Source organism: Streptomyces sp. NPDC057010 (assembly GCF_042673805.1).
Taxonomy (GTDB): Bacteria; Actinomycetota; Actinomycetes; order Streptomycetales; family Streptomycetaceae; genus Streptomyces.
The window spans coordinates 34,208-59,610 of sequence record NZ_JBHUSC010000037.1 but is presented as its reverse complement, the minus strand read 5'-3'; the positions used below and the strand labels follow the sequence as shown (position 1 = coordinate 59,610).

Annotated in this window: 23 protein-coding genes; 3 read left to right on the top strand and 20 right to left on the bottom strand. The window is 73.2% G+C overall.

Features of this window, described 5'->3' with window-relative positions:
- Positions 1-88: 88 nt before the first annotated feature.
- Complete coding sequence (locus ACFTXQ_RS26225) at positions 89-1,312, bottom strand: aromatic amino acid transaminase (protein WP_382644797.1); 1,224 nt, start codon at positions 1,310-1,312, stop codon at positions 89-91.
- On the bottom strand, positions 1,305-2,300 hold the full coding sequence (locus ACFTXQ_RS26220; protein ID WP_382644795.1) for a DMT family transporter: 996 nt from the start codon (positions 2,298-2,300) through the stop codon (positions 1,305-1,307). Before ACFTXQ_RS26220 ends, ACFTXQ_RS26225 begins: the two co-directional genes overlap by 8 nt.
- A gap of 135 nt (positions 2,301-2,435) precedes the next feature.
- Here ACFTXQ_RS26220 and ACFTXQ_RS26215 point away from each other — a divergent pair, with 135 nt between their 5' ends.
- Positions 2,436-2,909 (top strand): Lrp/AsnC family transcriptional regulator, encoded by a 474-nt coding sequence (locus tag ACFTXQ_RS26215; protein WP_382644794.1) that lies wholly within the window; start codon positions 2,436-2,438, stop codon positions 2,907-2,909.
- A 17-nt stretch (positions 2,910-2,926) separates the two neighbouring features.
- Here the strand turns inward: ACFTXQ_RS26215 and ACFTXQ_RS26210 are convergent, their stop codons facing one another.
- The 12 genes from ACFTXQ_RS26210 to ggt all read right to left on the bottom strand — a co-directional run bounded on the left by ACFTXQ_RS26210 (position 2,927) and on the right by ggt (position 16,266).
- Positions 2,927-3,436: an O-acetyl-ADP-ribose deacetylase gene (locus tag ACFTXQ_RS26210; protein WP_382644792.1), complete on the bottom strand. Its 510-nt coding sequence runs from the start codon at positions 3,434-3,436 to the stop codon at positions 2,927-2,929.
- The gene (locus ACFTXQ_RS26205; protein ID WP_382644791.1) at positions 3,436-4,854 is read right to left on the bottom strand and encodes a phytoene desaturase family protein; all 1,419 of its coding nucleotides are present in this window, start codon (positions 4,852-4,854) and stop codon (positions 3,436-3,438) included. The genes ACFTXQ_RS26210 and ACFTXQ_RS26205 overlap by 1 nt, the downstream gene beginning before the upstream one ends.
- 70 nt (positions 4,855-4,924) lie before the next feature.
- Positions 4,925-5,749: an inositol monophosphatase family protein gene (locus tag ACFTXQ_RS26200; protein WP_382644789.1), complete on the bottom strand. Its 825-nt coding sequence runs from the start codon at positions 5,747-5,749 to the stop codon at positions 4,925-4,927.
- A 106-nt stretch (positions 5,750-5,855) separates the two neighbouring features.
- Positions 5,856-7,364, bottom strand: a complete 1,509-nt coding sequence (locus ACFTXQ_RS26195; protein ID WP_382644787.1) for an NCS1 family nucleobase:cation symporter-1 — start codon at positions 7,362-7,364, stop codon at positions 5,856-5,858.
- 29 nt (positions 7,365-7,393) lie between these two features.
- Positions 7,394-8,395 (bottom strand): TIGR03842 family LLM class F420-dependent oxidoreductase, encoded by a 1,002-nt coding sequence (locus ACFTXQ_RS26190; protein ID WP_382644786.1) that lies wholly within the window; start codon positions 8,393-8,395, stop codon positions 7,394-7,396.
- Positions 8,396-8,408: 13 nt separating this feature from the next.
- On the bottom strand, positions 8,409-9,809 hold the full coding sequence (gene hydA / locus ACFTXQ_RS26185; RefSeq protein ID WP_382644784.1) for a dihydropyrimidinase: 1,401 nt from the start codon (positions 9,807-9,809) through the stop codon (positions 8,409-8,411).
- Between the two features lie 11 nt (positions 9,810-9,820).
- Positions 9,821-11,116 carry an aspartate aminotransferase family protein gene (locus ACFTXQ_RS26180; RefSeq protein WP_382644782.1) on the bottom strand — a complete coding sequence of 432 codons (1,296 nt, stop codon included), beginning with the start codon at positions 11,114-11,116 and terminating at the stop codon, positions 9,821-9,823.
- Positions 11,113-11,955 (bottom strand): nitrilase-related carbon-nitrogen hydrolase, encoded by an 843-nt coding sequence (locus tag ACFTXQ_RS26175; RefSeq protein WP_382644780.1) that lies wholly within the window; start codon positions 11,953-11,955, stop codon positions 11,113-11,115. The genes ACFTXQ_RS26180 and ACFTXQ_RS26175 overlap by 4 nt, the downstream gene beginning before the upstream one ends.
- Positions 11,956-12,121: 166 nt before the next feature.
- The gene (locus ACFTXQ_RS26170) at positions 12,122-13,651 is read right to left on the bottom strand and encodes a hypothetical protein (protein WP_382644778.1); all 1,530 of its coding nucleotides are present in this window, start codon (positions 13,649-13,651) and stop codon (positions 12,122-12,124) included.
- Between the two features lie 99 nt (positions 13,652-13,750).
- Entirely contained in the window at positions 13,751-14,131 is a 381-nt protein-coding gene (locus tag ACFTXQ_RS26165) for a PPOX class F420-dependent oxidoreductase (RefSeq protein ID WP_382644776.1), read from the bottom strand.
- A gap of 50 nt (positions 14,132-14,181) precedes the next feature.
- The gene (locus tag ACFTXQ_RS26160) at positions 14,182-14,367 is read right to left on the bottom strand and encodes a hypothetical protein (protein WP_382644774.1); all 186 of its coding nucleotides are present in this window, start codon (positions 14,365-14,367) and stop codon (positions 14,182-14,184) included.
- Between the two features lie 99 nt (positions 14,368-14,466).
- Positions 14,467-16,266 (bottom strand): gamma-glutamyltransferase, encoded by a 1,800-nt coding sequence (gene ggt, locus ACFTXQ_RS26155; protein ID WP_382644772.1) that lies wholly within the window; start codon positions 16,264-16,266, stop codon positions 14,467-14,469.
- Positions 16,267-16,405: 139 nt separating this feature from the next.
- On the opposite strand from ggt, the gene ACFTXQ_RS26150 reads away from it, so the two are divergent.
- On the top strand, positions 16,406-17,134 hold the full coding sequence (locus tag ACFTXQ_RS26150) for a hypothetical protein (RefSeq protein ID WP_382644770.1): 729 nt from the start codon (positions 16,406-16,408) through the stop codon (positions 17,132-17,134).
- Here the strand turns inward: ACFTXQ_RS26150 and ACFTXQ_RS26145 are convergent.
- From ACFTXQ_RS26145 to ACFTXQ_RS26120, 6 genes are all read right to left on the bottom strand, one after another.
- Positions 17,094-18,365, bottom strand: coding sequence for a cytochrome P450 (locus tag ACFTXQ_RS26145; protein WP_382644768.1), 1,272 nt, complete (start codon positions 18,363-18,365; stop codon positions 17,094-17,096). The genes ACFTXQ_RS26150 and ACFTXQ_RS26145 overlap by 41 nt on opposite strands.
- Before the next feature lie 69 nt (positions 18,366-18,434).
- Positions 18,435-18,962, bottom strand: a complete 528-nt coding sequence (locus ACFTXQ_RS26140) for a hypothetical protein (protein WP_382644766.1) — start codon at positions 18,960-18,962, stop codon at positions 18,435-18,437.
- Entirely contained in the window at positions 18,959-20,404 is a 1,446-nt protein-coding gene (locus tag ACFTXQ_RS26135; protein ID WP_382644764.1) for an ATP-binding protein, read from the bottom strand. The genes ACFTXQ_RS26140 and ACFTXQ_RS26135 overlap by 4 nt, the downstream gene beginning before the upstream one ends.
- Positions 20,405-20,410: 6 nt before the next feature.
- Positions 20,411-21,094, bottom strand: a complete 684-nt coding sequence (locus ACFTXQ_RS26130; RefSeq protein WP_382644762.1) for a response regulator — start codon at positions 21,092-21,094, stop codon at positions 20,411-20,413.
- Between the two features lie 39 nt (positions 21,095-21,133).
- A complete protein-coding gene (gene murJ / locus ACFTXQ_RS26125; RefSeq protein WP_382644760.1) occupies positions 21,134-22,816 on the bottom strand; it encodes a murein biosynthesis integral membrane protein MurJ in 1,683 nt (560 codons plus the stop codon).
- Positions 22,813-23,928: a lipid II:glycine glycyltransferase FemX gene (locus ACFTXQ_RS26120; protein WP_382644819.1), complete on the bottom strand. Its 1,116-nt coding sequence runs from the start codon at positions 23,926-23,928 to the stop codon at positions 22,813-22,815. The genes murJ and ACFTXQ_RS26120 overlap by 4 nt, the downstream gene beginning before the upstream one ends.
- Positions 23,929-24,214: 286 nt before the next feature.
- On the opposite strand from ACFTXQ_RS26120, the gene ACFTXQ_RS26115 reads away from it, so the two are divergent.
- A complete protein-coding gene (locus tag ACFTXQ_RS26115; protein WP_382644817.1) occupies positions 24,215-25,384 on the top strand; it encodes an Ig-like domain-containing protein in 1,170 nt (389 codons plus the stop codon).
- Positions 25,385-25,403 lie beyond the last annotated feature (19 nt).

The following is a 25,403-nucleotide window of genomic DNA, read 5'->3' as shown; positions in this document are numbered from 1 at the left end:
ACGGGAGCCGTCGGCGACGGCGGATGGCTCATGGAATCGGCGAGACTGCCGGGGACTGCCATGTCCGGGGCCCTCGGGCCCGCGGCCGTCACGCCAGGGCGCCGGCGCCCGTCCCCGCGCCCGCGTCCACACCCGTACCGATGACGCCGGCGATGCCGCGCGCGAGGAACGGGATGCGGTGGGCCGGGATCCCCGCGATGTTGATCCGCCCCGAGGTCGTGCCGTAGATCGCGAACTGCCTGCGCAGCCGGAGCATCTGCTCCGGCGAGAGCGGCAGCATCGAGAACATGCCCTGCTGCCGCGCGAGCGAGCGCGCCTGCGGCTCGCAGCCCAGGGCGCTCAGGTGCGTGGTCAGATCGGTGCGGTTGGCCGCGATCCGGCCCCGCATGACGTCCACTTCCGCCCGCCACAGCGCGCTCAGCCGCTCGTCCTCCAGGATCGTCGTGACGACGGCCGCGCCGTGCTCGGGCGGCATCGAGTACAGCGTCCGGGCGGCGTTCTGCAGGGTCGTCTCGGCGTGCCGCACGGCCCGGCCGGACGCGCCGAGGACGATGGCGCAGCCGGTGCGGTCGCTGTAGAGGCCGAAGTTCTTCGAGCAGCTGACGGCTATGAGCATCTCCGGGACGCGCGCGGCCAGCATGCGGGTCGGCGCGAGGTCGGCTTCCAGGCCGCCGCCGAGCCCGTGGTAGGCGAGGTCGACGAAGGGCACCCAGCCGGCCCGGACCGCCAGATCGGCCAGCGCCGCCCAGTCCTGCGGCGACGGGTCGACCCCGGTCGGGTTGTGGCAGCAGCCCTGCAGCAGCACGACGTCGTCCCGGCGGGCGCCGCTCAGCTCGCGCAGCACCCCCTCCGCGTCGAAGCCGCCGTCCGCGTCGCGCCAGCCGTACGGGCGCACCCGCAGCCCGGCGGCCTCCAGGATGGGCCGGTGGTTGACGTAGGCCGGGTCGCTGATCCAGACCGTGGTGCCGGGGCGGGTCCGGCAGATCAGGTCGGCGAGCAGCCGCAGCGCGCCGGAGCCCGCGACGGTCTGCACCGCCGCGGCCCGGTCGGCGTCGCCGGAGCCCAGGACCATCCCCAGCAGGGCTCGGTTGAAGGCGGCGTTACCGGACAGGCCCCGGTACTCCTTGGACGCGGAGCGCTCCGCGAGGAGGATCTCCGCCTCGCGCACCGCGGCCATGACGGGCGTGCGGCCCCCGGCGTCGCGGTAGACGCCGAGCACGAGGTTCAGCCGCTCGGGCCGCCCGTCGGCCGCGAACTCGGCGGTCAGGTCCCACAGCGGGTCGGTGGGCGGCGGCGGGAGGAGCTCAAGCATCTGCGGGAACCTCGGAGCGGGGGTGGGGGCGGGCGGAGGGACGCCGGTTGGCGAGGACGACCCCGGCGGTGATGAGGGGGACGCCGACCAGGACGGCGAGGGTGGGCGACTCGTCGAGCAGGGGGATGGCGAGCAGCACCACGGCCACGGGACTGAGGCTCCCGACGGCCGCGCTGCGCTCGGCACCCAGCCGGCGGATGGCGAAGGCGTACAGCAGGCCGGCGCACAGCCCGACCCCCAGGCCCTGCACCACGAGGAAGAGGGCGATGTCGCCGCCCGCCGCGTGGGCGAGTCCGGTGGGGAGCACCCCGGCCAGGACCAGGATCCCGATCACCGCGAAGGAGGGCAGGCACAGCAGCCCGATCGACCCGACGGGATCGAGGTCCACGTCGCGCAGCCCCACCGTGTACAGGGCCCACAGCCCGCTGGCCACCAGGAGCGTGCCGGCCCCCTCCAGGACGCCGCCGTCCACGGGGACGACGTAGCGCCAGACGAGGGCGATCACGCCGATGGCGATCAGTGCGAGCCCGGCCGCCTGGGTTCCGCGCGGGGCGCGGTGCCCGCGGGCGGCCATGAGCGCGGAGACGAAGAGCGGGACCATGCCGGGGACGATCGAGCCGACGAAGGCGGCCGAGGTCAGGGCGCCGCCGTGCATCGCGGCCAGGAAGAACGGCACCCCCGCCCCGCAGATGATCTTGGCCGCTGCGCCCGGCCGGACCGCGGCGATGCGCCGGCGGCGCCGCCACAGCGCGGGGAACAGGACGACGAGCGGGACGCCGAACCGCAGCAGGGCCGCGTCGGCGGGCAGCAGGGTGGAGGCGCTCAGGGCCCGGGCGCTGAGCGCGAAGGCGGCCCAGATCGACACGGTCAGGAGCAGCGCCAGGGTGCCCTGGGTCTGCGGGGAGAGCCCGCGCCGGCCGGGGTGTCCGGCACGCGGGCCCGCCGCATCGGGAGGCGCGGCCGCTGTGGTGGTGTTCGTCGCGACCAAGGGAAAGTGCTCCAGCCTCTGGGAACGGACCGGTCTGGTCCGTCGCCCGCAACGCTAGGGCTTTTGCCGGGGCAGCCGATTGCCAGTTCTGCCTCTCGGACATACGTTTGGGGCAGAATCTGCCAAGGAGTGGCCATGGACGCAGTCGATCTGCAGATCATCAGGGAATTGCAGGCCGACGGGCGCCTGAGCAACCAGGACCTCGCCGACCGGGTCCGGCTCTCCCCCTCCCCGTGCCTGCGCCGCGTCCGCCGCCTGGAGGAGGCCGGCCTCATCCGCGGCTACACCGCCATGGTCGACCAGGTCGCCTTCGGACTCCCGGTCACCGTCTTCGTCCGGATCCGGCTGGAGCGCCACACGGCGGAGGCGGTCCGGCTCTTCGAGGAGCACGTCGCGGTCATCGAGCACATCCAGGACTGCTACCTGATGGCGGGCAGCAGCGACTACCTGCTCCGCGTCGTCATCGAGGACCTGGAGGCCTACGAGGCCCTGGTGCGGCACCGGATCCACGCCATCCCCGGGATCGCCTCGATCGAGTCGAGCTTCGCGTACGGCAGCGTCAAGCAGTCCAGGACCTACCCCCGGCCGGCCCCGCGCAGGACGCCCTGATCCGTGGTCCCGGCGCATCAGCCCGTCCGGGCGGCGAAGGCCGCGTAGGCCTTCTCGTCGAAGAGGACGAAGCGGACCTCTTCCACCTCGGTCCGGGCCGCCCGTACGGTCTCCACCGCGATCCGCGCCCCGTCGTCCATGGGCCAGCCGTAGATTCCGGTGGAGATGGCCGGGAAGGCGACCGTACGGGCCCCCAACTCGTCGGCAACCCGCAGGGATTCGCGGTAGCAGGAGGCGAGCAGCTCCGAGCGGTCCTCCTCCCGGGACCAGACGGGGCCGACGGTGTGGATGACGTGCCCGGCCGGGAGGCGGCCGGCCGTGGTGGCGACGGCGCGGCCCGTCGGCAGGCCCTTGCCGTAGTGCGAGCGGCGCAGGTCCTCGCAGGCGGCGAGGATCTCCGGGCCGCCGCGCCGGTGGATGGCACCGTCGACCCCGCCGCCGCCGAGCAGCGAGGAGTTCGCGGCGTTGACGATCGCGTCGGCCTTCTCGGCGGTGATGTCACCGCGGACCAGGGTGATGCGGACCATCAGGAGTCCTTTCGCAGGTGGCGCCAGACCGCCTTGGCCGCGTTGTGGCCGGACATGCCGTGGACGCCCGGGCCGGGCGGGGTCGCCGAGGAGCAGATGAAGACGGCCGGGTGGGCCGTGGCGTACGGGAACAGGGAGAGCCTCGGGCGCAGCAGCAGTTGGAGCCCTGAGGCGGCGCCGCAGGCGATGTCCCCGCCGACGTAGTTGGGGTTGCGGGCGGCGAGCTGCGGCGGGCCGGCGGTGGCGCGGGCCAGGACCAGGTCGCGGAAGCCCGGGGCGAAGCGCTCCAGTTGGCGTTCGACGGCGTCGGTGAGGTCGCCGTCCCAGCCCGCGGGGACGTGGCCGTACGCCCAGAACACGTGCTTGCCGGCGGGTGCCCGGCCGGGGTCGAGGAGGCTGGGCTGCGCGGTGATGAGGAAGGGGTTGCGCGGGGCGCGGCCGCCCGAGGCGAGCTGGAGGGCGGCGTCGATGTCGCGGGCGCGCGGGCCGATCTGGACGGTGCCGGCCCGGCGGGGCTCTTCGGCGGTCCACGGAACGGGCCCGTCCAGCGCGTAGTCGATCTTGAATGCGGCGGCGCCGTACCGGTAGCCGTCGTAGGCGCGGCCCAGGCGGGCGATGCGGGCCAGCGCGGTCGGCGAGGTGTCGAAGACGTAGGTGCGGGCGGGCGGGAGGTCGTCGAGCCGCTTGACCTCGAAGCCGGTGTGGACCGTGCCGCCGAGGTCGCGCAGGTAGGCGGCGAGGGCGTCGGAGATGGACTGCGAACCGCCGCGCGGCATCGGCCAGCCGTTCGCGTGCGCGGCCAGGGCGAAGACCAGGCCGACGGCGCCGGTGGCGATCCCGCCGAGCGGGGCGATGACGTGCGCCACGAGCCCCGCGAACAGGGCCCGGGCCCGCTCGTCGCGGAAGCGGCGCAGGAGCCAGGTGGAGGGGGGCAGTCCGGCCAGCCCGAAGCGGGCGAGGGTGAGCGGGTCACGGGGCAGGGCGGTGCTCGGCAGGGACATGAAGTCCCGCGCCAGGGTGTCCCACTTGCCGAGGTACGGGTCCACGAGGCGGCGGTAGGCGCCCGCGTCGCGCGGGCCGAGGGAGGCCGCCGTCTCGGCGACCGAGCGGGAGAGGACGGCGGCCGTGCCGTCGTCGAAGGGGTGCGCCATCGGCAGCGGGGCGTGCAGCCACTCCAGCCCGTAGCGCTTGAGCGGCATGGTGGCGAAGACCGGCGAGCCGATGCCGAGCGGGTGCACCGCCGAGCAGGGGTCGTGCCGGAAGCCGGGGAGGGTGAGCTCCTCGGTCCGGGCTCCCCCGCCGACGGTCTCGGCGGCTTCGAAGACGGCCACCGAGAAGCCGCGCCGGGCCAGTTCGACGGCGGCCGTCAGCCCGTTGGGCCCCGCCCCCACCACGACCGCATCGAGAATCGACGGCACTTGCGACTCCTTCGTCCGGCGGCGCCTTCGCCCCCCAGGATATTCCGCCCGCCCTCGCGGTCCGGTCGCCCTACTCGCCCCGGAGCAGCTCCCGGATCCGTACGGCGGTGGGCTCGTCCCGTCCGACGGCGAACGGCAGGGCGTTGTCCCGGTCCACCCGGAAGGGGACCCCGGCGACGGTGCTCTGCGCGCCGCCCGCCTCGGCGACCAGCAGCAGACCGGCCGCGTGGTCCCAGGCGGAGGGCCAGGTGAAGGCCAGGCCGTCCATCTCGCCGCGGGCCACCTTCAGGTACTCCAGGCCGGCCGAACCGCACGGCCGGGCGGCGACCCCGGGCACGTCCAGGCGGCTCAGGGCCCGCTTGTCCGCGTCGGAGGTGTACAGCGGGTGGGCCATGGCCACGCGCAGCTCCGCGCCGGGCTCGGGCGAGCCGCTGCGGATCCGCTCGCCGTTGACGTACGCGCCCTGCCCGCGCACGGCGGTCGCCAGCTCCTCCAGGGCCGGGGCGAAGGTCCAGGAGGCGAGGATCACCCCGCGGTGGGCCAGCGCCACCAGGGTGCAGAAGGCGGGGTCGCCGGAGACGAACTGCCGGGTGCCGTCGACCGGGTCCACGATCCACACCGGCGCTTCGGCGCGCAGCGCCCCGTACACGGTCGGGTCGGCGTGCACGGCCTCCTCGCCGACGACGGCCGAGCCGGGCAGCAGCCTGGTCAGCGAGGCCGTGAGGTGTTCTTCGGCCTTGCGGTCGGCGACCGTCACCAGGTCGTGCGGGCCGCTCTTCTGGTCGACCTCGTGGTCGGCGAGCTGTCGGAACCTCGGCATGATCTCGACCGCCGCCGCCTTGCGGACGGCTTCTTCCACGTCGGACAGGCCCTGGGCCAGGAACTCATCGATCATGCCCCCATCACACCACGCCCGGCCGACAATCCCCACCGACGGCCCCCGTCGCCCGGCCGGACACCGGGTGGACTCCCGGTGAACCGGCGTCCGGCCGCGGCGGCGATCAGCGGGCCGGGCGGCTGCGCCACATGAGCGCCGCGTACAGCAGCAGCGAGGACGCCAGCCCCACCGCCCAGCCGTAGTCCGCGAGTGGGCGCAGCAGCGGGATCAGCCCGTCCTCGGGGAACGGGCCCTGGCCGGGAGCCGAGTGCGAGCCGCCGATGGCGAGCACGCCGCCGACGAGGAAGGCGGCCAGTGCGCGCGGGTTCCAGCCACCCCGGTACCAGTACGGCCCGCCCTCCCGGTAGAGGTCGGGCAGTGACAGGCGGGTGTGCCGGACGATCCAGTAGTCGGCGATGAGGATGCCGGCGACCGTGCCGAGCAGCCCGCCGACCAGGCCGAGCCAGGTGAAGATGTACAGCTCGGGGGTGGAGGTCAGCTTCCACGGCATGATCAGGACGCCGACGACCCCTGTGATCAGCGCGCCCCTGCGGAAGTTGATCCGGCGGGGGGCCAGGTTGGCCAGGTCGTAGGCCGGGGAGACGACGTTCGCCGCGATGTTCACCGAGATCGTCGCGATCAGGACCGTGACCAGGGCGTAGAGCAGCCCGAAGACGTTGTCGGTCTTGGCGACCAGCTCCACCGGGTCCCAGATCGGCGTGCCGTACACCGCCTCCGAACCGGAGGTGACGAACACCGACAGCAGCGCGAAGAGGGTCATCGTCGTCGGCAGTCCCAGGGACTGGCCGAGGATCTGGGAGCGCTGGCCGGCCCCGAAGCGGGTGAAGTCCGGGATGTTGAGGGAGAGCGTGGACCAGAAGGCGATCATCCCCATCAGCGACGGGAAGAAGACCGGCCAGAAGTCCGGGCCCCAGCCGAGCCGGGACGGCTGGTCCAGCAGCTCGCCGAAGCCGCCCGCCTTCAGCCCGATCCACACGAACAGCGCCAGCGCGCCGACGATGACGAACGGCGCGGCCCAGTTCTCGAAGCGCCGCAGGGTCTCCATCCCCCGGTAGATGATGGCGAGTTCGAGGGCCCAGAAGAGGATGAAGCACAGCCACAGCGTCCAGGGCTGCCCGGCGATCTTCCCCGCGTCCGCCCAGCCGCCGAAGATCTTGCCGAGCAGGACGAAGATCCCGGACCCGCCGATCCAGGTCTGGATCCCGAACCAGGCGCAGGCGACGCCCGCCCGGATCAGCGCGGCCAGGTTGGCCCCGCGCACCCCGAAGGAGGCCCGCGCCAGCACCGGGAACGGGATCCCGTACTTGGGTCCGGCGTGCCCGGTGAGCAGCATGGGCACGAGCACGATCAGGTTGGCCAGGGCGATGGTGAAGACGGCCTGTTTCCAGTCCATTCCCAGGGCCACCAGCCCGGAGGCCAGCAGCCAGGAGGGGATGTTGTGCGCCATGCCGACCCACAGGGCCGTGAAGTTGTACGTGGTCCAGCGCCTGGCCTCGACCGGCACGGGGAGCAGGTCGGCATTGGCGAAGCGGCCGTCGGAGGGGACTTCCCCGGGCGCGAGCTCGACGCGGCCCCCTGGGTCGCCGGGATCGCCCGTCGTGTGGTCCGGCATGCGCGCAGTCCCTTCGGGTCGGGAGGGTGTCAGTCTCTGAACGCCGGGATGACGTGCCGGCCGTAGGCGTCGATCGTGTCCTCCTTCGCGTCGTGCATGTCGTAGACGGCGAACTGGTCGACGCCCAGGTCGCGCAGGGCGCGCAGCTTCTCGATGTGGGCCTCGGGCGGGCCCAGGAGGCAGAAGCGGTCGACGATCTCGTCGGGGACGAAGTCCGTGGACGGGTTCCCGGCCCGGCCGTGGTGGCTGTAGTCGTAGCCCTGGCGGGCCTTGATGTACTCGGTCAGGGCGTCCGGGACCAGCCCGGAGTGCTCGCCGTAGCGGGAGACGAGGTCGGCGACGTGGTTGCCGACCATGCCGCCGAACCAGCGGCACTGGTCGCGGGCGTGGGCGAGGTCGTCGCTCACGTACGCCGGGGCCGCCACGCAGATGGTGATCCCGGCCGGATCGCGGCCGGCCGCCGCCGCGGCCTCGCGGACCGACTTGACCATCCATTCGGTGAGGTAGGGGTCGGCGAGCTGGAGGATGAACCCGTCGGCCTTCTCCCCGGCGAGCGCGAGCGCCTTGGGCCCGTACGCCGCCATCCAGACCGGGAGGCGGCCCTCCCGGACCCAGGGCAGGCGGACCGGGTTGCCGTCGACGAGCGCCTCGCGGCCCTCCGCCAGGTCGCGGATGACCCCGATGGCCTCGCCGAGCCGGGCCAGGGTGTTGGGTTTGCGGCCGGCGACCCGCATCGCCGAGTCCCCGCGGCCGATCCCGCACACCGTGCGGTTGCCGTACATGTCGTTGAGGGTGGCGAAGGTGGAGGCGGTCACCTCCCAGGTGCGGGTGCCCGGGTTGGTGACCATCGGGCCGATGTGGAGCCTGCGGGTGTGCTCCAGGATCTGGCTGTAGATGACGAACGGCTCCTGCCACAGCACGGCGGAGTCGAAGGTCCAGCCGTAGCGGAACCCGTTGCGCTCCGCGCGGCGCATCAGGCTGACGACCTGCGAGGCGGGCGGGTCGGTTTGCAGGACGAGGCCGAAGTCCATGGCGGCTCCTTGCTTACAGGTACTGGCAGGTGGAGCGGTGGATGAAGGCACCGTGTCCGGCGCGGCCGGTGAACTCGCGCCGGTCGATGACGAGTTCGCCGCGCGAGAGGACCGTTTCGACGCGCCCGGTGATCCGCTTGCCCTCGTACGCCGAGTAGTCCACGTTCATGTGGTGCGTCTCGGCGGAGATGACCTGCTCGGCGTGCGGATCGTAGAGGACGATGTCGGCGTCGGAGCCCGGCGCGATGGTGCCCTTCTGCGGGTAGAGGCCGAACATCCGGGCCGGGGTCGCGCAGGCGATCTCGATCCAGCGCCGGCGGCCGATGTGCCCGTCCAGGACGGCCTGGTGGAGGAGGTCCATGCGGTTCTCCACCCCCGGCAGCCCGTTGGGGATCTTGGAGAAGTCGCCGCGGCCCAGCTCCTTCTGCCCCCGGAAGCAGAACGGGCAGTGGTCGGTGGACACCACCTGGAGGTCGTTCGTACGCAACCCCCGCCACAGGGCCGCCTGGTGTTCGCGGGGGCGCAGCGGGGTGGAGCAGACGTACTTGGCGCCCTGGAAGTCGGGCTCGGCGAGGTTGTCGGTCGACAGGAAGAGGTACTGCGGGCAGGTTTCCCCGAAGACGGGCAGGCCCTTGTCGCGGGCGGCGGCCAGCTCGGCCACCGCCTCCTCGGCCGAGACGTGGACGACGTAGAGCGGGGAGCCGGCGACCCGTGCGAGCTGGATGGCGCGGTGGGTGGCCTCCGCTTCGAGGAGCACCTTGCGGACCTCGCCGTGGTGGCGTGGGTCGGTCTCCCCGCGCGCCAGGGCCTGTTCGACGAGGACGTCGATCGCGATGCCGTTCTCGGCGTGCATCATGATCAGCCCGCCGTTGGAGGAGGCCCGCTGCATGGCGCGCAGGATCTGGCCGTCGTCGCTGTAGAAGACCCCCGGGTACGCCATGAACAGCTTGAAGGAGGTGACGCCCTCCCCGACGAGGAGGTCCATCTCCTTCAGGGTGCCCTCGTTGACGTCCGAGAGGATCATGTGGAAGGCGTAGTCGATGGCGCAGTGGCCGTCGGCCTTGTCGTACCAGGTGTCGAGCCCGGCGCGCAGGGACTGGCCCACGCTCTGCACGGCGAAGTCGACGATGGTGGTGGTGCCGCCCCAGGCGGCGGCCCGGGTTCCGGTCTCGAAGGTGTCCGAGGCGGAGGTGCCGCCGAAGGGGAGCTCCATGTGGGTGTGCGCGTCGACCCCGCCCGGGATGACGTACTTCCCGCTCGCGTCGATCGTGCGGTCGGCCGTCCAGGCCCCGGCGGCGGCCGAGCCGCTCGCGGCCAGGGCGGCCACGCGGCCGTCCTCGATCAGGACGTCCGCGTGCAGCTCGTCGGCGGCGGTGACGACCAGGCCGCCGCGGATCAGGGTGCGGATGCTCATCGGAAGTCCCCCTACTGGATGCTGCGGAGCGCCTGTTCGAGGATCTCGGCTCCCTCTTCCGCCTCGGCCACGGTCAGGGAGAGCGGCGGCGCGATGCGCAGCACGCTGGTGTTGTGCCCGCCGCCCTTGCCGAGCAGCAGTCCGCCCGCGCGGGCGGCCTCCAGGACGGCGGCGGCCGCTTCCGGGTCGGCCCGGTCGGTGCCGGGCAGGGTCAGTTCCAGACCGGCCATCAGGCCCCGGCCGCGCACCTCCCGTACGGCGGGCACGTGGGCGGCGATGGCGCGCAGCCGCTCCAGGAGGAGGCCGCCGACGCGGCGGGCGTTGCCCTGGAGGTCGTGTTCCAGCAGGTACGCGAGGTTGGCCACGCCGGCCGCCATGGTGACCGGGGAACCGCCGAAGGTGGAGATGGAGTTGGCGTCCAGGCAGTTCATCACCTCGGCGCGGGCGACGACCCCGCCGATGGACATGCCGTTGCCGATGCCCTTGGCGAAGGTGAGGATGTCCGGCGGACCGCTCCGGTCGTGGGCCTGCCAGCCCCAGAAGTGGTCGCCCGTACGCCCCCAGCCGGTCTGCACCTCGTCGCTGATCCACAGGATGCCGTGGCGGGCCAGGACCTCGCGGAAGGCCCCGTAGAGGCCGTCCGGCGGGGAGGTGAAGCCGCCGACGCCCTGGATGGGCTCGGCGATGAGCGCGGCCACTCCCCCGCGGGCCTGGCCGAGGACGTCTTCGAGGTCCGCGACGGCGGCGGCCGTGAACTCGGCGTCGGAGAGGTGGGCGAAGGGGCCGCGGGTGCGGACGGCGCCGTGCACGTAGTACGTCTGGAGCGGCGAGAGGCTGGTCGGGGACCAGCCGCGGTTGCCGGTGATCGAGACGGTGGAGAAGGACCGGCCGTGGTAGCTGTTGCGCATCGCCAGGATCTGGTTGGAGCGGCGGTACGTCGTCGCGAGCAGCAGGGCGGTGTCGTTGGCCTCGGTGCCGGAAGTGGTGAAGAAGACGCGGGCGTCGGGGATGCCGGACAGGGCGGCGATCCGCTCGGCCAGCTCGATCATCGGCCGGTTGAGGTAGAGGGTCGAGGAGTGGATGATCCGGCCGGCCTGCTCGGAGACGGCCTTGGTGACCTCGGGCAGGGCGTGGGCGGTCATCGTGGTGAGGATGCCGCCGAAGAAGTCGAGGTAGCGGTTGCCGTCGGCGTCCCAGACGTGGCGGCCTTCGCCGTGGGTCAGCTCGATGGGGCGGTCGTAGTAGAGCGCGAGCCAGTCGGGCAGGACGGAGCGGTGGCGGCTGTGCAGGGGGATCGGGTTGGTCACGGCTGTACGAGCCCTCCGTAGGCGTCGGGGCGGCGGTCGCGGTAGAAGGCCCACTGGGTGCGGACCTCTTCGATGAGTCCGAAGTCGAGGTCCCGGACCAGGAGTTCCTCTTCCTTGTCGCTGGCGGTGTCGCCGACGAACTGGCCGCGCGGATCGACGAAGTAGCTGGTGCCGTAGAAGTCGTTGTCGCCGTACTCCTCCTGGCCGATCCGGTTGATCGCGGCGATGAAGTACTCGTTGGCGACGGCCGCGGCCGGCTGCTCCAGCTGCCACAGGTACGCGGACAGGCCCCGGTGGGTGGCGGACGGGTTGTAGACGAGCTGGGCCCCGGCGAGGCCGAGTTGGCGCCAGCCCTCGGGGAAGTGGCGGTCGTAGCAGATGTAGACGCCGACCCGGCCGACGGCGGTGTCGAAGACGGGCCAGCCGAGGTTGCCCGGGCGGAAGTAGTACTTCTCCCAGAAGCCCTTGACCTGGGGGATGTGGTGCTTGCGGTACTTGCCGAGGTAGCTGCCGTCGGCGTCGATGACGGCCGCGGTGTTGTAGTAGAAGCCCTCGCTCTCCCGCTCGAAGACGGGGACCACGATCACCATGCCGGTCTCGCGGGCGAGGTCCTGCATGCGGCGGACGGTCGGGCCGTCGGGGACGGCCTCGGCCCAGCGGTAGTGCTCGGGCTCCTGGACCTGGCAGAAGTAGGGGGCGTTGAACACCTCCTGGAAGCCGATGACCTTCGCGCCCTGGGCGGCGGCCCGGCGGGCGTGCTCCTCGTGTTTGGCGATCATCGACTCGGTGTCTCCGGTCCAGGTGGCCTGGACCAGCGCGGCGCGGACGACTTGGGCCATGAGCTGCTCCTCGCGACGGGAACGCCGGTTCTACGCACGTAGACGGAGTACGTAGGGAGTAGAACGTAGGCCTCGTCACAGCGTGGGGCAAGACCGCCGTGCCCTGTTGGAGTAGTCGATCACGTTACGTCGCTCCGCGGTCGATTGCGGTCAGGAGACGGGCGGTTTACGCCGTCGCGATGCCGGCCAGGCGGAGGGCGTGGACCAGGTCCCGGCGGTGGGTCGCGGACAGGGCGGCGGCGGCGCGGAGCAGGTGCGGGGCGAACCACCGCGGGTCGCGGCGGGCGAGGTCGGCGGACTCCTCCGGGGTGCGGACGCGGACGAAGGCGGCGAGCAGGGCGTCGGTCTCCCGGGGGCGGCCGGCGCCGCCGAGGGCGAGGGCCGCGTCGGCGACCTCGGGGGTGGGGCGGGAGACCGCCTGGCGGAGCAGGCGGTCGCTGTCGGCCTCGCGGCCGGCCTCGCCGAGGGCGGCGGCGGCCGCGGCGAGCCGCTCGGGCGGCAGCGAGGCCGCCTCCCACAGGAGGGTGGCCCAGTCGGCCGCGAGGCCCGCCCCGAGCAGCTCGTCGGCCAGCCCGGGCAGCCGTTCGGCGGGCCAGCCGGCGGCCTCGCAGAGCAGCGCGTGCGCTTCGCCGCCGCGGGCTTGGGCGCGCAGGACGAGCAGGTCTCCGACCATGGCGCGGGTGGCCCCTGCGGGGGGCTCGGCGTGGCCCGCGGCGCCGGGGGCTGCCGGGGAGGTTGCGGTGGGGACGGGCGTGTGCCGGGGCACCTCCTCGGGCGCCGAACGTGGCCAGGGGTCGGACAGTGGCGGCGGGACTGCGTTCGGCGCCCTGCGGGGGCGCCCCGGCACACGCCCGTCCCCGCCGGAAGCCGAGCCGTAGCGGGCGCCGCGGGGGGCGGGGTCCGGTGTGTCGTCGGCGCCCGGGTGGCCCGGGGGTGGGGTGAAGGGCGGGGGCTCGGGGGCCGGGGAGCCCGCGTACCGGGCTCCCCCGGCTCGTCGTGGCCCGCCGCGCAGCCAGCGGCCTTCGGCCCGGCCTACGGGGCCCTCGTCCCGCAGGGTCCGCTGCCTCGGGACCCCGGGCAGCGGTTCGCCGGGCCCGCCCGCCGGCTCCCCCGGCCACGGCGAACCGGCGGGGCGCTCGTTCGGCAGGGTCCGCTGCCACGGCACCCCGGGCAGCGGTTCGCCGGGCCCGCCCGCCGGCTCCCCCGGCCACGGGGAACCGGCCGGTGTCCGGGGCCCGGGCCGTGATTCGGCGTCCACGGCCGACAGGCGGGTCGCCAGGTCCGCGTGGCGGGCCGCGGCGCGGGCCGCGTCGTCCTGGGTCCAGGAGATCTCCCGGGACAGGGCGTCCGCCTGCCCCGGGTCGGCGGTGGAGCCGAGTCGCGCCGTGAGGGCGCGCAGGGCCGCCTCCGAATCGGCCCGCTGGGCGGCCGAGGCCGCGAGCTGGGTCCGCAGCTCCTGCGTCCCGCCCGGCAGGCGGTCCCACGCCGTGACGGCCGCCGCGCGCAGCCGGGCCGCGTATGCGGTCTCCCGCTGCGCGGACTCGGCGCCCCACGCCGCCGCCAGGTCGCGCAGCAGCGACTCCAGCACGTCCCACGGCGGTATCGCGGCGCCGTCCAGGCAGGCCCGCATGCCCGCCGGGTCCCGGCGCAGGAACTCCCCGTACCAGCCTGCCCCGGGATCCAGCCTCTGGGTCAACCCCCGTATGCACTCGGCAAGTTGCCTGACAGCCGGCGAAGTCGCGGTCTCCATGACCGCATTGCACCGCACCAGTGTTACGGGCGGGCTACGGGCGCCTCAAAGCTTCACGGCGATCCCGGTGTGCGGCCGCTTCCCCCGCCGCGCCACGGTGGCGGGCAGGTCCACCGCCCAGAACTGCCAGGTGTACTTCCGCCGCATCAGCGCGCGCACCCGCTTCAGCCCCGCCTCGTCCAGCAGCCGCGCCTCGCCCTCCAGCACGGGCGCCCCCTCCGCCACGCGCCCCCGCACGTCGCACGCGGCGACGGCGACCCGCCCGTTGTTGCGTATCCGCTTCACCTTCCACGAATCGCTGCGCGTCCACACGCACAGCTCCCCACCGTCGGCCACCGCCCACACCGGAGTCGCGACGGGCGTGCCGTCCTTCCGGAAGGTGGTCAGGCTGACGTACTTGCCCCGGCTCAGCTCCTCGAGAGTCATGACCGGAGCCTAAGGGTGGTGGTGGCCCCCGTACGCCCGTGGGGCCCGCCTCACCTCGGCGGCGGGCCCTCCCGGTGGCCGACGACGGGGCCCGGGTGGCGGGGGCCCCCGCCGCCCGGCTCCGTCGCGGGGGCCCTGCCGTCCGGGACGGCGCAGGCCGCGACCAGCAGCCCGCTCGCGAGCAGCGCGCCGAGGAGTCCGAGACCGAGTCGCTTGGATGCATTGGTGGCTGACACGTCTTCACGCTTCCCCCGCACCCCGGCGGTTGCACCGCCGATTGGCCCGTTCGGCCGCCGCGCCCGCCCGAACGGCGAGCCCCGGGCCCGCCGCCGGTGCTACGGCTTTCCGTGCGGGTGGACCACCATGGCCGAGCCGCCGCCGCGGCGGCTCGTTTCGGCCGCCGCCAGCCAGCGGCCGTCGGGGAGCCGCTGCACGCCGGTCGCGGCGCCGATCTCCGGGTTCTGCCGGAAGCCCTGGCCGAGCGCCGCCAGCTCCGCGCGCACCGGGCTGTTCCACAGCCCCGGCTCCAGCTCGGTGGTGGTCTGGTTGCGCTGGCTGGCCCGCGGCGCGGCGATGGCGTCGACCAGCGGCAGGCCCCGGTCCAGATGGCCGATCAGGGTCTGCAGGACGGTGGTGATGATGGTGGCGCCGCCCGGGGAGCCCACCGCGAGGACCGGCCGCCCGTCGTCCAGCACGATCGTCGGGGACATGGAGGAGCGCGGGCGCTTGCCCGGGCCGGGCAGGTTCGGGTCCGGGACGCCCGGCGCGGCCGGGGCGAAGGAGAAGTCCGTCAGCTCGTTGTTGAGCAGGAAGCCGCGGCCGGGGACGGTGATCGCGCTGCCGCCGGTGGACTCGATGGTCAGGGTGTAGGAGACCACGTTGCCCCAGCGGTCGGCGACCGTCAGGTGCGTGGTGTTCTCCCCCTCGTAGGTGGTCGGGGCGGCCTGCCCGGAGGTCGCGCAGGGCGCCGGACGGCGCGGGTCCCCGGGCGCCAGCGGGCTGGTCAGCGCCTGGTCCGGCCTGATCAGGCAGGCGCGCGAGTCGGCGAACCGCTGGGAGAGCAGTTCGCGCGTCGGCACGTCCTCGGCGGCCGGGTCGCCGACCCAACGGCCGCGGTCGGCGAAGGAGATCCGGGAGGCCTCGATGAACCGGTGCAGGTACTGCGCCTCGGACACCCCGGAGAGGTCGGTCCCCTCCAGGATGTTCAGCGCCTCGCCGACGGTGGTGCCGCCGGAGGAGGAGGGCGCCATGCTGTAGACGTCCAGGCCGCGGTAGCCCACCCGGGTCGGTTCCTGCCGTTTGGTCGCGTACGCGCGCAGGTCCTCGGTGGTCAGGTCGCCGGACCTGACGATCCGGGTGGCCGCCGGGTCCACCGGGGGCTTGCGGACGGCGTTGACGATGTCCTCGGCGATCGGGCCCCGGTAGAGGGCGCCGGTTCCCTTGCGGGCGAGCTCCGCGTAGGTGGCGGCCAGGTCCGGGTTCTTGAAGGTGGAGCCGACCACCGGCAGGGCGCCGCCCGGCAGGAAGAGCTTCCTGGTGTCGGGGAAGTCCTTGAACCGGTCCTGGTTGGCCTCGGTCTGGGCGCGGAAGGTGGGGTCCACGGTGAACCCGTCGCGGGCCAGCTTCTCGGCGGGCTTGAGGAGTTGGCCGAGCGGGCGGCTGCCCCAGGAGTCCAGCGCGCTCTTCCAGGTGGCCGGGGTGCCCGGGACCCCGACGCCGCGGCCGCTGGTCTGTCCCTCGGCGAAGGGGATGGGCGTACCGTTCTCCTGGAAGAGGCCGGCGGTGGCCGTGGCGGGGGCGGTCTCGCGGCCGTCGATGGTGTGCACGCGGCGGGTCCTGGCGTCGTAGTAGACGAAGTAGCCGCCTCCGCCGATGCCGGCCGAGTACGGCTCGGTGACGCCGAGCGCGGCGGCGGTGGCGACGGCCGCGTCCACCGCGTTGCCGCCGGAGCGCAGGACGGCGATGCCGGCGGCGGATGCGTCGGCGTCGACGCTGGCGACGGCCCCGCCGTAGCCGGCGGCGACCGGCACCTTGGCGGGGGCGGCCGGGGACGGGGGCGGGGCGGCGGCTCCGGTCGAGACGAGCGCGGCGGCGACGGCCAGCAGCGGTAACGTACGGGCGGCGGGACGGTGCATCCGGACCTCCATTGGCAGCGTGCGCCGAGCCTAGCGGCCTGCCCGGCACCCCGTCAGGGCGTCGGCCGGGCCGCCCGGTTCACGGCCCCGGCGCACCGGCTGGTGACCCTCCGGATCGCATGGCCTAGCATCCCGCGCTATGAACGACGACGTGCGCAACATCGTGCTCGGGGTGATAGCCACCGGCTTCAGCGGCGGGTTCGGCTGGTTCACCCGGACCTACGTCTGGCGGCGCGCGCTGCGCCGCAAGCAGGCCTTCTTCGGGCTGCCGACCGGGTCCGACTGTCTGTTCGTGGTCAACCGCCAGATGGGCGGCACCGATTCCTCCCTGCACCGCAACGACGCCTTCGCCCTGCTGGAGATATCCGCCCTGATCAAGGACTGCGGGGCGAACGTGCAGATCGTCACCCATGACTTGGCCCGGCAGGGCTTCGGCGAGCGGGCCGAGTTCTGCGTCGGCGGGCCCGCGTCCAATGCCCGGACCACGGCGCACCTGGCCTCCATGCTCCCGGGGGTGCAGACCGACGTGGGCCTCGCGTCGGGTCATCCGGACCGGGGGGCCATCCGCGTCGGCGGGGAGTCGTACCGCTGGGAGAAGGGCATGGTCGAGCACGTGCTGCTGGCGCGGCTGACGGACGGTCAGGGCTCGCGGCCGGTGTTCCTGTTGTCGGGGCAGACCGCCATCAGCAACCAGGCCGCCGCCCGTTACCTGGCCAGGCACCACGTGCGGCTGGCCCGCAAGTACGGCGACGAGTCGTTCTGCGTGATGCTGAAGGTGATCAACTCCGACGCGTACGGGCCGGACGTGACCGAGCTGATCGCGGACGTCACCGGGCCGGCCCGGACACCCGCAGTGGCAGCCGCGTGATCCCGTTGATGAAGTTGGACACCAATCGCCGCGGCGGACCCGTCAGTTCGGGCTCCGGCATGGCGGCGCACCACTCCTCGTAGAGGGTGCGCAGCTGGAGCCGGGCGAAGTGGGCGCCGAGGCAGACGTGCGGGCCGTCCCCGAAGGAGACGTGCGGGTTGGGCGTGCGGCCGAGATCGAGGCGGCCGGGGTCGCCGAAGACGCGCTCGTCGTGGTTGGCGGAGGCGTGGAAGACCACCACCTTGTCCCCGGCCCGGATCGGCTGCCCGGCCAGCTCGGTGTCGGTGGCGGCGGTGCGGCGGAAGCTGAGCACCGGCGGGTGGACGCGCAGGAGTTCGTCGACGGCGCGGTCCACCGGGACCTGTCCCCCAGCGAGTCGGCGGTAGGCGTCCGGGTCCCGGGCGAGCGCGAGCAGGCCGCCGGGGGCCGCGCTGCGGACGGTGTCGTTGCCCGCGACGGTCAGCAGGAAGAAGAACATCTCCAGTTCGGCGTCGTCGAGTCCGGCGTGCGCGAGGGAGGTCATCACGTCGTCGCCGGGGTGCGCCCGCTTGTGGGCGGCCAGTTCGCGGGCGTACGCGAACATCTCGCCGAGCAGCGCCGGGGAGCGCGGGTTCAGCGGCTTGCCGTCCGGGCCGAGCACGGGCGCGGGCGCGTCCTCGGGATCCTGGTAGCCGATGACCCGTACGGTCCATTCCAGCAGCAGGCCGCGGTCGGCGGGCGGGACGCCCAGCAGGTCGGTGAGGTTGAGCAGGGCGTACTCGTCCGTCACGGTGCGCACGATGTCGGCGGTCCCCGCCCCGGCCCCTTCCCGGGCGGCGGCGAGCAGGGTGCGGGCGCGTTCCCGTACCCGCCCGGCGAAGGCGTCGACGCGGGCGGGGGTGAAGGCGCGGGCGACGAGCCGGCGCAGCCGGCCGTGGTCGCCCGAGGTCTTGGCCGGGTCCTGGTTGAGCATGGTGCGCCGCAGGAACGGCAGGTCGGCCGGGTCGGGGTCGCGGATCTGGGTGGCGCCGGCCCAGGAGGAGTAGGTGCGGTGGTCGCGCAGCACGCGGACGACGTCGGCGTGCCGGGTGACGGCCCAGAAGCCGGGGCCGGCCGGCCACCCGGCGATCTCCGGCTCCTCCTGCCAGGCCACCGGATGGTGTGCGCGCAGCAGCCGGTAGCGGGCGTGCGGGACGCCTTCGGCGTAGATCCGGGGGTCGAAGACGTCGGGGACGTCCGCGGCGTGGTCCATGGGGCCACCGTGACGGGTGCGCGGCCCCGCCCGCAAGGGCGCGGCCGGCCCCGGGGCCGGCCGCTCACGTCAGCGCCGCGGGCACTCCGCGGCGGGCAGGGCGGTGTCGGTGCCCTGGAGGGTGACCGGGCTGAGGGTGTCCGGCACGGCGGAGACGCCGACGGTGCACACCAGCTGGCTGCGGGCCAGCTCCGACAGGGAGCCCACGGCGAACGGCACCCGGACGGTCATCCCGGAGCCCGGCGCGTACTCGCTCACCGCCAGGACGTCCTCCTGCCCGGCGGGCAGCCGGGGCAGCGCCGTGGTGAGCCCGGCCTCCTGGGCCGGACCGATGGGGCCGTCCAGCAGCAGCCGCGCGAGCGCCCTGGGCGCGATGGTGTAGCCGCCGTCGAACGTGAACGGGACCGGGACGAGCCGGTCGCCCTCCTTGGAAACGAAGTAGAGGGCGGCGGCCTTGGCGCCGGGGCTCTTCAAAGTGGCCGCGTGGCCGCTCTCGACCACCCCGGTGGGCTTGATCCCGCATCCGGCGAGCAGGGCGCAGCCCGCCAGCGCCGCCGTGGCCGCCGCGGCCCGGGATCGCGTCTTCCGCCCGGTCATCGGTGGGCCTCCAGCGGCATGTCGAGCGTGAACAGGGCTCCCCCGGAGGGGCCGTTGGCCGCCCGGAGGGTGCCGCCGTGCAGGCGGACGTTCTCCAGGGTGATGGCGAGTCCGAGGCCGCTGCCGGCGGAGCGGGTCCTGGCCGCGTCGGCCTTGAAGAAGCGGTCGAAGATGTGCGGCAGCACCTCGGGGGCGATGCCGGGCCCGCTGTCGGCGACGTCGATGAGCAGCCGCTCGCCGTCGTCGCCCGGTACGGTCCGTACGGTGACGCGTACGGGGGCGCCGCCGTGCCGCAGGGCGTTGCCGACGAGGTTGGCGAGGACCACGTCGAAGCGGCGCGGGTCGAGGCGGGCGCGCACCCCGTCGGGCAGCTCGGTGACGACGCGGTCGTCGTCCCAGTGGCGTCGTTCGAGGGACTTGCGCACGGCCTCGGCGATGTCCACGTCGTCGAGGTTGAGCTCGGCGGCCCGGGCGTCGAAACGGGAGATCTCCATCAGGTCCTCGACGAGGACGGCGAGTTTGCCGGTCTCGGCGCTGATCAGCAGCAGGGCCTTGGCGGTGTCGGCGTCGAGGTGCGCGGCGTCCTCGTCGAGGACCTCGGTCACGGCGAGCATCCCGGCGAGGGGGGTGCGCAGTTCGTGGGAGACGTCGGAGGCGAAGCGGCGGGCGCGGGTCTCGGCGTCCTGCAGCTCGCGCACCGACTGTTCCAGGGCCCGGGCCGTCTCGTTGAAGGTGCGGGCGAGGCCGGCGAGCTCGTCGGCGCCCCGGACCTCGATGCGGGTGTCCAGGCGGCCGCGGCCCAGCCGCTGGGCGGCGCGGCGCATGTCGCGCACGGGCCGCAGCACGCTGCGGGCGGCCAGCAGCGCGGGGACGACGGCGATGGCCAGCCCCGGGACGGCGCCCCGCTGGGCGGCGACGACCATGGCCTCGACGGTCTGCTTCTCGGTGGTGAGCGGAATGCTGGCGTAGAAGACGGCCCCGGTGGGTTCGGTGTAGCCGTTGTGCTCGAAGAGGGCGGGGACGCCGATCGTGAGCCACGGGTTGCCGCGCTGGTCCTCGACGCGCTGGAAGGCGGTGTACCGGTTGCCCCGGACCTGGTCGCGCAGGCTGTCGGTGATCACGGTGGAGGTGGGCGTGCCGGGGTTGGTGGAGGTCCGCAGGCCCTCGTACTCGCCGAAGATGATCCACGGGTGGGGTTTGCCGCGCTTGCCGAGCTCGGTGACGACGCGCTGGAGCTCCTGCTGGGTCATGGGGAAGCGGATCTCCTGCTGCTCCACCTGGTCCCGCAGGGTGCTGACGGCGGTGTCCTGGGTCTGCTTGAGGATGGCGTTGCGCGCCTGCTGGTAGGTCAGGGCGGCGGTGGTCACCGCGCTGATCGCGGCGACCAGCAGGAAGGCCGCGATCAGCCGGGTGCGCAGGCCCAGGGGCGCTATGCGTCTCACGGCCGGCTACAGGGGGCCGAAGCGGTAGCCGAAGCCGCGTACGGTCTGGATGTAGCGGGGGCTGCGGGCGGGGTCCTCGATCTTGTGGCGCAGGCGGCGGACGCAGGCGTCCACGAGGCGGGCGTCGGCGTGGTAGCTGTGGTCCCAGACGTACTCCAGGAGCTGCTGGCGGGAGAAGACCTGCTCGGGCGAGGCCGACAGGTGCAGCAGGAGCTTGATCTCGCTGGGGGCGAGGGCGACCCGGTCGCCGTTCTTGGCGACGGTGAGCCCGGCTCGGTCGATGGCCAGCTCGCCGTGGACCTCGACTTCGGGGCGTATGCCCACCGGGTCGGCGAGCCGGCGCAGGACGGCCTTGATGCGGGCTTCTATGACCTCGGTGCGGGCGGGTTTGACGATGTAGTCGTCGGCGCCGGCCTCCAGGCCGACGACTATGTCGAAGTCGTCGCCGCGCGCGGTGAGCATGATGATCGGCACCTCGCTGGTCTCGCGGATGCGGCGGCAGACCTGCACGCCGTTGATCCCCGGCAGCATCAGGTCGAGCAGGACCAGCTCGGGGCGGAAGCCCCCCATCAGGGCGAGGCCCTCCTCGCCGGTCTCGGCGGCGCTCACCTCGTGGCCGCGCCGGCGCAGGCCGAGGCCCACTCCCTCCCGGACGGAAGGGTCGTCCTCGATCAGCAGTACGCGTGGCATCCGGTCAGTATCCCCAGGTGGTTCATGGCTTTCCTCCCGCTATCGGCCGATTTTGCGCCGCAGGGAGTCCAATTGGTCGGTGATCTCCGTCAGGCGCAGCGGCCCGGCGAGGAGGACGACGCCGAGCGCCAGCGCGACGGTTCCCGCCCCGACCGCGGCGAAGTTGCCGAAGCCGTCGGCGGCGCGGGCGGCCGCCCACCCGGCGGCGGCCGCCGGGACGCAGGCGGCGAGGAGCCGCAGGTGGGTGCGCAGGGCCGTGGCACGCCGCTCGGTGCGGCTGCCCGCGCGCGGGCCGAGGCGGCGGGAGAGGGTGTAGGCGGTCACGGCGGCGCCCGCGAGGAAGGCGACGGAGGAGGCCGCGGCCATGCCGGTGACCGCCCAGCGCGGGGGCAGCAGCAGGTACGCGGCGGCCGACAGTCCGGCGTTCAGCGCGGCGATGACCAGGTTGAGGAAGAAGGGGGTGCGGGTGTCGGAGAGGGCGTAGAACCCGCGGGAGAGCACGTACTGGGCGGAGTAGGCGATCAGGCCGGGTGCGAAGGCCATGAGCATGCCCGCCATGACCTCGATGTCGGCGGCTCCGGTGCGGCCGTACTCGAAGACGCTGCCCATCACCCAGGGGGCGAGGGCGGCGAAGACGGCGGCGGCGGGCACGACGAGGGCCGCGCTGGAGCGCAGGGCGTAGGAGATGTCCCGGCGGACGGCGCCGAGGTCGCCCTCGGAGGCGGCGGAGCTCATCCGCGGCATGAGGGCGGTGACGAGGGAGACGGTGATGATGCCCTGGGGGACGATCCACAGCTGGTAGGCGTTGCTGTAGGCGGTGTAGCCGGCGCCGCCCGCCAGGCCGGCTTCGACGGCGTGCTGCCCGGTGGTGGTGGAGAGCCGGGTGACGACCCAGTAGCCGATCTGGTTGGTGAGGACGAGCATGACCGTCCAGCCCGCGTTGCGCAGCGGGCGGCCGAGGCCGCTGCCGCGCCAGTCGAAGCGGGGGCGCCAGCGGAAGTGGGCGGCGCGCAGCGAGGGGACCAGGGCGAGGGCCTGGATGACGATGCCGGCGGTGGTGCCGAGGCCCAGCAGCCGGGTCTCGGCGGCGGTCAGGCCGTCGGCGGCGTCGTGGGAGACGTAGAGGAAGAGCCCGAAGACACCGATGATCACGAAGTTGTTGAGGACCGGGGTCCACATCATCGCGCCGAACCGGCCGCGGGCGTTCAGCACCTGTCCGAGCAGGGTGAAGAGCCCGTAGAAGAGGATCTGCGGCAGGCAGTAGCGGGCCAGCGCGACCGTGGTGTCGGCCTGGGCTCCGCTGTAGTCGGTGTAGGCCGAGACGATCAGCGGGGCGGCGAGGACCGCGAGGGCGGTGAGCGCGACGAGGGCCGCGGTGCAGGCGGTGAGCAGCCGGTCGGTGTAGGCGGAGCCGCCGTCGGCGTGCTCCTTGGCGGCGCGCACCAGCTCGGGGACGAAGACGGCGTTCAGGGCGCCGCCGATGAGGAGCATGTAGATGATGTTCGGGACCGTGTTGGCGACGGCGTAGCTGTCGCCGAGCAGTGCGGTGCCGAGCGCCGCGACGACGACGGCGGAGCGGACGAAGCCGGTGGCGCGGGAGACGATCGAGCCGGCCGCCATGAGCGCGCCGCTGCGCAGCACCGACGTCTTCTTCGCGGCGGGGGCGGCCGCACCGTGCCGCGCGCCCGTCCCGGCGGCCTCGGCCGTCGTGCCGTGGCTCACCGGCGGGCCATGTAGGCCTGGAACGCCTTGTAGAGCGCCGTGTTGGCGTATCCGTCCATCGGGGTCTCCCACTCGCCGAGCGTCTCGACGACCTGTCCGCCGGTGCCGAGCTTCCAGCGCAGCAGCCCGAAGGAACGTTCGTCGGGGTCGAGGGTGGAGGGTACCCCGCGCATGTCGTACTCGTCCGCTCCGAGGTCGTGGGCGTCACACATCATGCGCCACTGCAGGGCGTTGCTGGGGCGGACCTCGCGGCGGTGGTCGGCGGAGGCGCCGGTCTGGTACCAGACCCTCTTCCCGGCGACGATCATGGTGTGGGCTGCGAGTATCTCGCCCTGGTGGACACCCAGGTAGAGCCGCATCCGGCCCGGCTCCTCGGCGTTGAGGACCTCGTACTGCTGCCGGTAGTACGCGAGGGAGCGGCCGAGCCGGAAGCCGTCGCGCTCCTCGGTGATCTGCAGCAGCCGGTAGAACTCGGGCAGGTCGGCGGCGGTGCCGATGACCGTCTCCACGCCCGCCTTTGTGGCCTTGCGCACATTGCGCCGCCACTCCTGGTTCAGGCCGGACCACAGGTCGTCGAGGGTGCGGCCGGCCAGCGGCACGCGGAAGACGTGGCGGGGCTGGGCGTCGCCGTCGTCCTCGCCGCCACACCGCTTCCAACCGCGCGTGCGCAGCCGGTCGGCGAGGGCGGCTCCGACGGGGTCGACCTCGGTGGCGAGCACGTCGGATATCTGCCGTCCGGGCCCGGTGGCCGCCTTGACGGTGGCCGCGTCCCAGCGGCGGTAGGCGGGGGTGGGGCCGATGCGGACGGCGAAGGCGCCGGCCGCCCTCAGGTGGCGCATGAAGGGGGTGAGCCAGCGGTCGATGTGCGGGTCGGACCAGTCGGCCACGGGGCCCTCGGGAAGGTACGCGAAGTATTTGCGGGTGCCGGGGAATTGGCGATAGAGAACGAGTCCGGCGCCGACGAGGGTCCCGTCGGGCAAGTGCCATCCGACCCTTTCCGAGCGCCAGAGGTCCTTCACCCCGGCCCAGGACGGGTACTGGAGAAAGCTCGCCCGCCGGTGCCCGGAAAGGAACCCCAGGTATGCGGAGGCGGACAGGGCGCGCACGCTCAACTCCTGTCCCTGGTCCTGCTGAGCGGCTGTCACGAGCAGTGCGCACACGGCTGACGGCCTTCCTGTTCGGTCTGATGGGTACGTACAGGACTCTCACAGCCGCCCGTGACCGAAGTGCGCGGCGCATGTGACCGGATGATGACCGTTTCGCTGCGGTCCATGTCACAGAGGAAATCCGGACCTTTTCCCCGAGTTCCGCAACCTAAAGTCGCTCTGTCCGCTCCTACTTTGCGGACGTTCATTTCTTTGGAGGGGTTTTCCGTTGAGCCGCACACGCCGCACCGCCATGGCTGGCACCGCACTTCTGGCCCTCGCGCTGACCGCCTGCGGGGGCGGCTCGGGAACCGCGGGGAGCGGATCCGGCAAGGCGGATATGAAGCAGAAGCCGGACATGGCCGTTTCCGTGAACCTCACGGGCGATCAGGTCAAGGCCGGTGAGCCCGTGAAGGTGACCATCACCGAAGGCAAGCTCTCGCTGGTGAAGGTGACGGACTCCAAGGGCGGGGAGCTGCCCGGGCAGATATCCGCCGACGGCAAGACCTGGACCTCGGGGCGCAACGCCGCACCCGGCACGGACTACAAGGTCGAGGCGCAGAACACCGACAGCCAGAGCGCGACCACCCAGTTCAAGACCACCGCCGCCGACAAGGTGAACAAGGTCTCGATCAACGTGGCCAAGGGCAGCACGGTGGGCGTGGGCATGCCGATCTCGCTGGTCTTCGACAACCCGGTCAAGAACAAGGCCGAGGTGGAGAAGCAGCTGAAGGTCACCACCTCGGACAACACCGAGGGATCCTGGGGCTGGTTCAAGGACTACTCCGGCAACGACCGGGTGGACTGGCGGCCGAAGGACTACTGGAAGTCCGGCACGGACGTGAAGGTCGAGATGAACCTGAACGGCGTGGACTCCGGCCCGGGCGGCGGCCTGTTCGCGCGGGACTACAGCACCGAGTTCAAGATCGGCAAGGACCGCCGGATGGAGGTCAGCCTCGACACCAAGAAGCTGACGGTGACCGAGGACGGCCAGGCGGTGAAGACCATCCCGATCTCGGCCGGCACACCGGGCGGCAAGAAGGCCTCCTGGTCCGGGAAGATGGTGCTGATGTCGAAGGAGGGCACCATCCGGATGGACTCCCAGACGGTGGGCCTGGGCGACGCCTACGACAAGATGGTCGACTACTCGATGCGGCTAACCTGGTCGGGCATGTACGTGCACGCCGCGCCGTGGAACAGCGCCAACTTCGGCAGCGCCAACACCAGTTCCGGCTGCGTGGGCATGAGCGACGCCAACGCCAAGGCCTTCTACGCCCAGGTGCAGGTCGGCGACCCGTTCGAGGTCGTCGGCGAGGGCTCGAAGGGCAACGCCGACATCGGCAACGGCTACGGCGAGTGGAACCTCTCCTGGGACCAGTGGAAGGCCAAGAGCGCCCTGTCCGGCGCGCCCCAGAACGGCTGATCCGGGCACTGACTTCCGT

Excerpts from the sequence above, each read along its gene's own strand:
- ACFTXQ_RS26225 (WP_382644797.1), bottom strand. The coding sequence starts at position 1,312 with ATGCTTGAGCTCCTCCCGCCGCCGCCCACCGACCCGCTGTGGGACCTG.
- ACFTXQ_RS26215 (WP_382644794.1), top strand. The coding sequence starts at position 2,436 with ATGGACGCAGTCGATCTGCAGATCATCAGGGAATTGCAGGCCGACGGG.
- ACFTXQ_RS26210 (WP_382644792.1), bottom strand. The coding sequence starts at position 3,436 with ATGGTCCGCATCACCCTGGTCCGCGGTGACATCACCGCCGAGAAGGCC.
- ACFTXQ_RS26200 (WP_382644789.1), bottom strand. The coding sequence starts at position 5,749 with ATGATCGATGAGTTCCTGGCCCAGGGCCTGTCCGACGTGGAAGAAGCC.
- ACFTXQ_RS26195 (WP_382644787.1), bottom strand. The coding sequence starts at position 7,364 with ATGCCGGACCACACGACGGGCGATCCCGGCGACCCAGGGGGCCGCGTC.
- ACFTXQ_RS26190 (WP_382644786.1), bottom strand. The coding sequence starts at position 8,395 with ATGGACTTCGGCCTCGTCCTGCAAACCGACCCGCCCGCCTCGCAGGTC.
- hydA (WP_382644784.1), bottom strand. The coding sequence starts at position 9,809 with ATGAGCATCCGCACCCTGATCCGCGGCGGCCTGGTCGTCACCGCCGCC.
- ACFTXQ_RS26175 (WP_382644780.1), bottom strand. The coding sequence starts at position 11,955 with ATGGCCCAAGTCGTCCGCGCCGCGCTGGTCCAGGCCACCTGGACCGGA.
- ACFTXQ_RS26165 (WP_382644776.1), bottom strand. The coding sequence starts at position 14,131 with ATGACTCTCGAGGAGCTGAGCCGGGGCAAGTACGTCAGCCTGACCACC.
- ggt (WP_382644772.1), bottom strand. The coding sequence starts at position 16,266 with ATGCACCGTCCCGCCGCCCGTACGTTACCGCTGCTGGCCGTCGCCGCC.
- ACFTXQ_RS26150 (WP_382644770.1), top strand. The coding sequence starts at position 16,406 with ATGAACGACGACGTGCGCAACATCGTGCTCGGGGTGATAGCCACCGGC.
- ACFTXQ_RS26145 (WP_382644768.1), bottom strand. The coding sequence starts at position 18,365 with ATGGACCACGCCGCGGACGTCCCCGACGTCTTCGACCCCCGGATCTAC.
- ACFTXQ_RS26140 (WP_382644766.1), bottom strand. The coding sequence starts at position 18,962 with ATGACCGGGCGGAAGACGCGATCCCGGGCCGCGGCGGCCACGGCGGCG.
- ACFTXQ_RS26130 (WP_382644762.1), bottom strand. The coding sequence starts at position 21,094 with ATGCCACGCGTACTGCTGATCGAGGACGACCCTTCCGTCCGGGAGGGA.
- ACFTXQ_RS26115 (WP_382644817.1), top strand. The coding sequence starts at position 24,215 with ATGGCTGGCACCGCACTTCTGGCCCTCGCGCTGACCGCCTGCGGGGGC.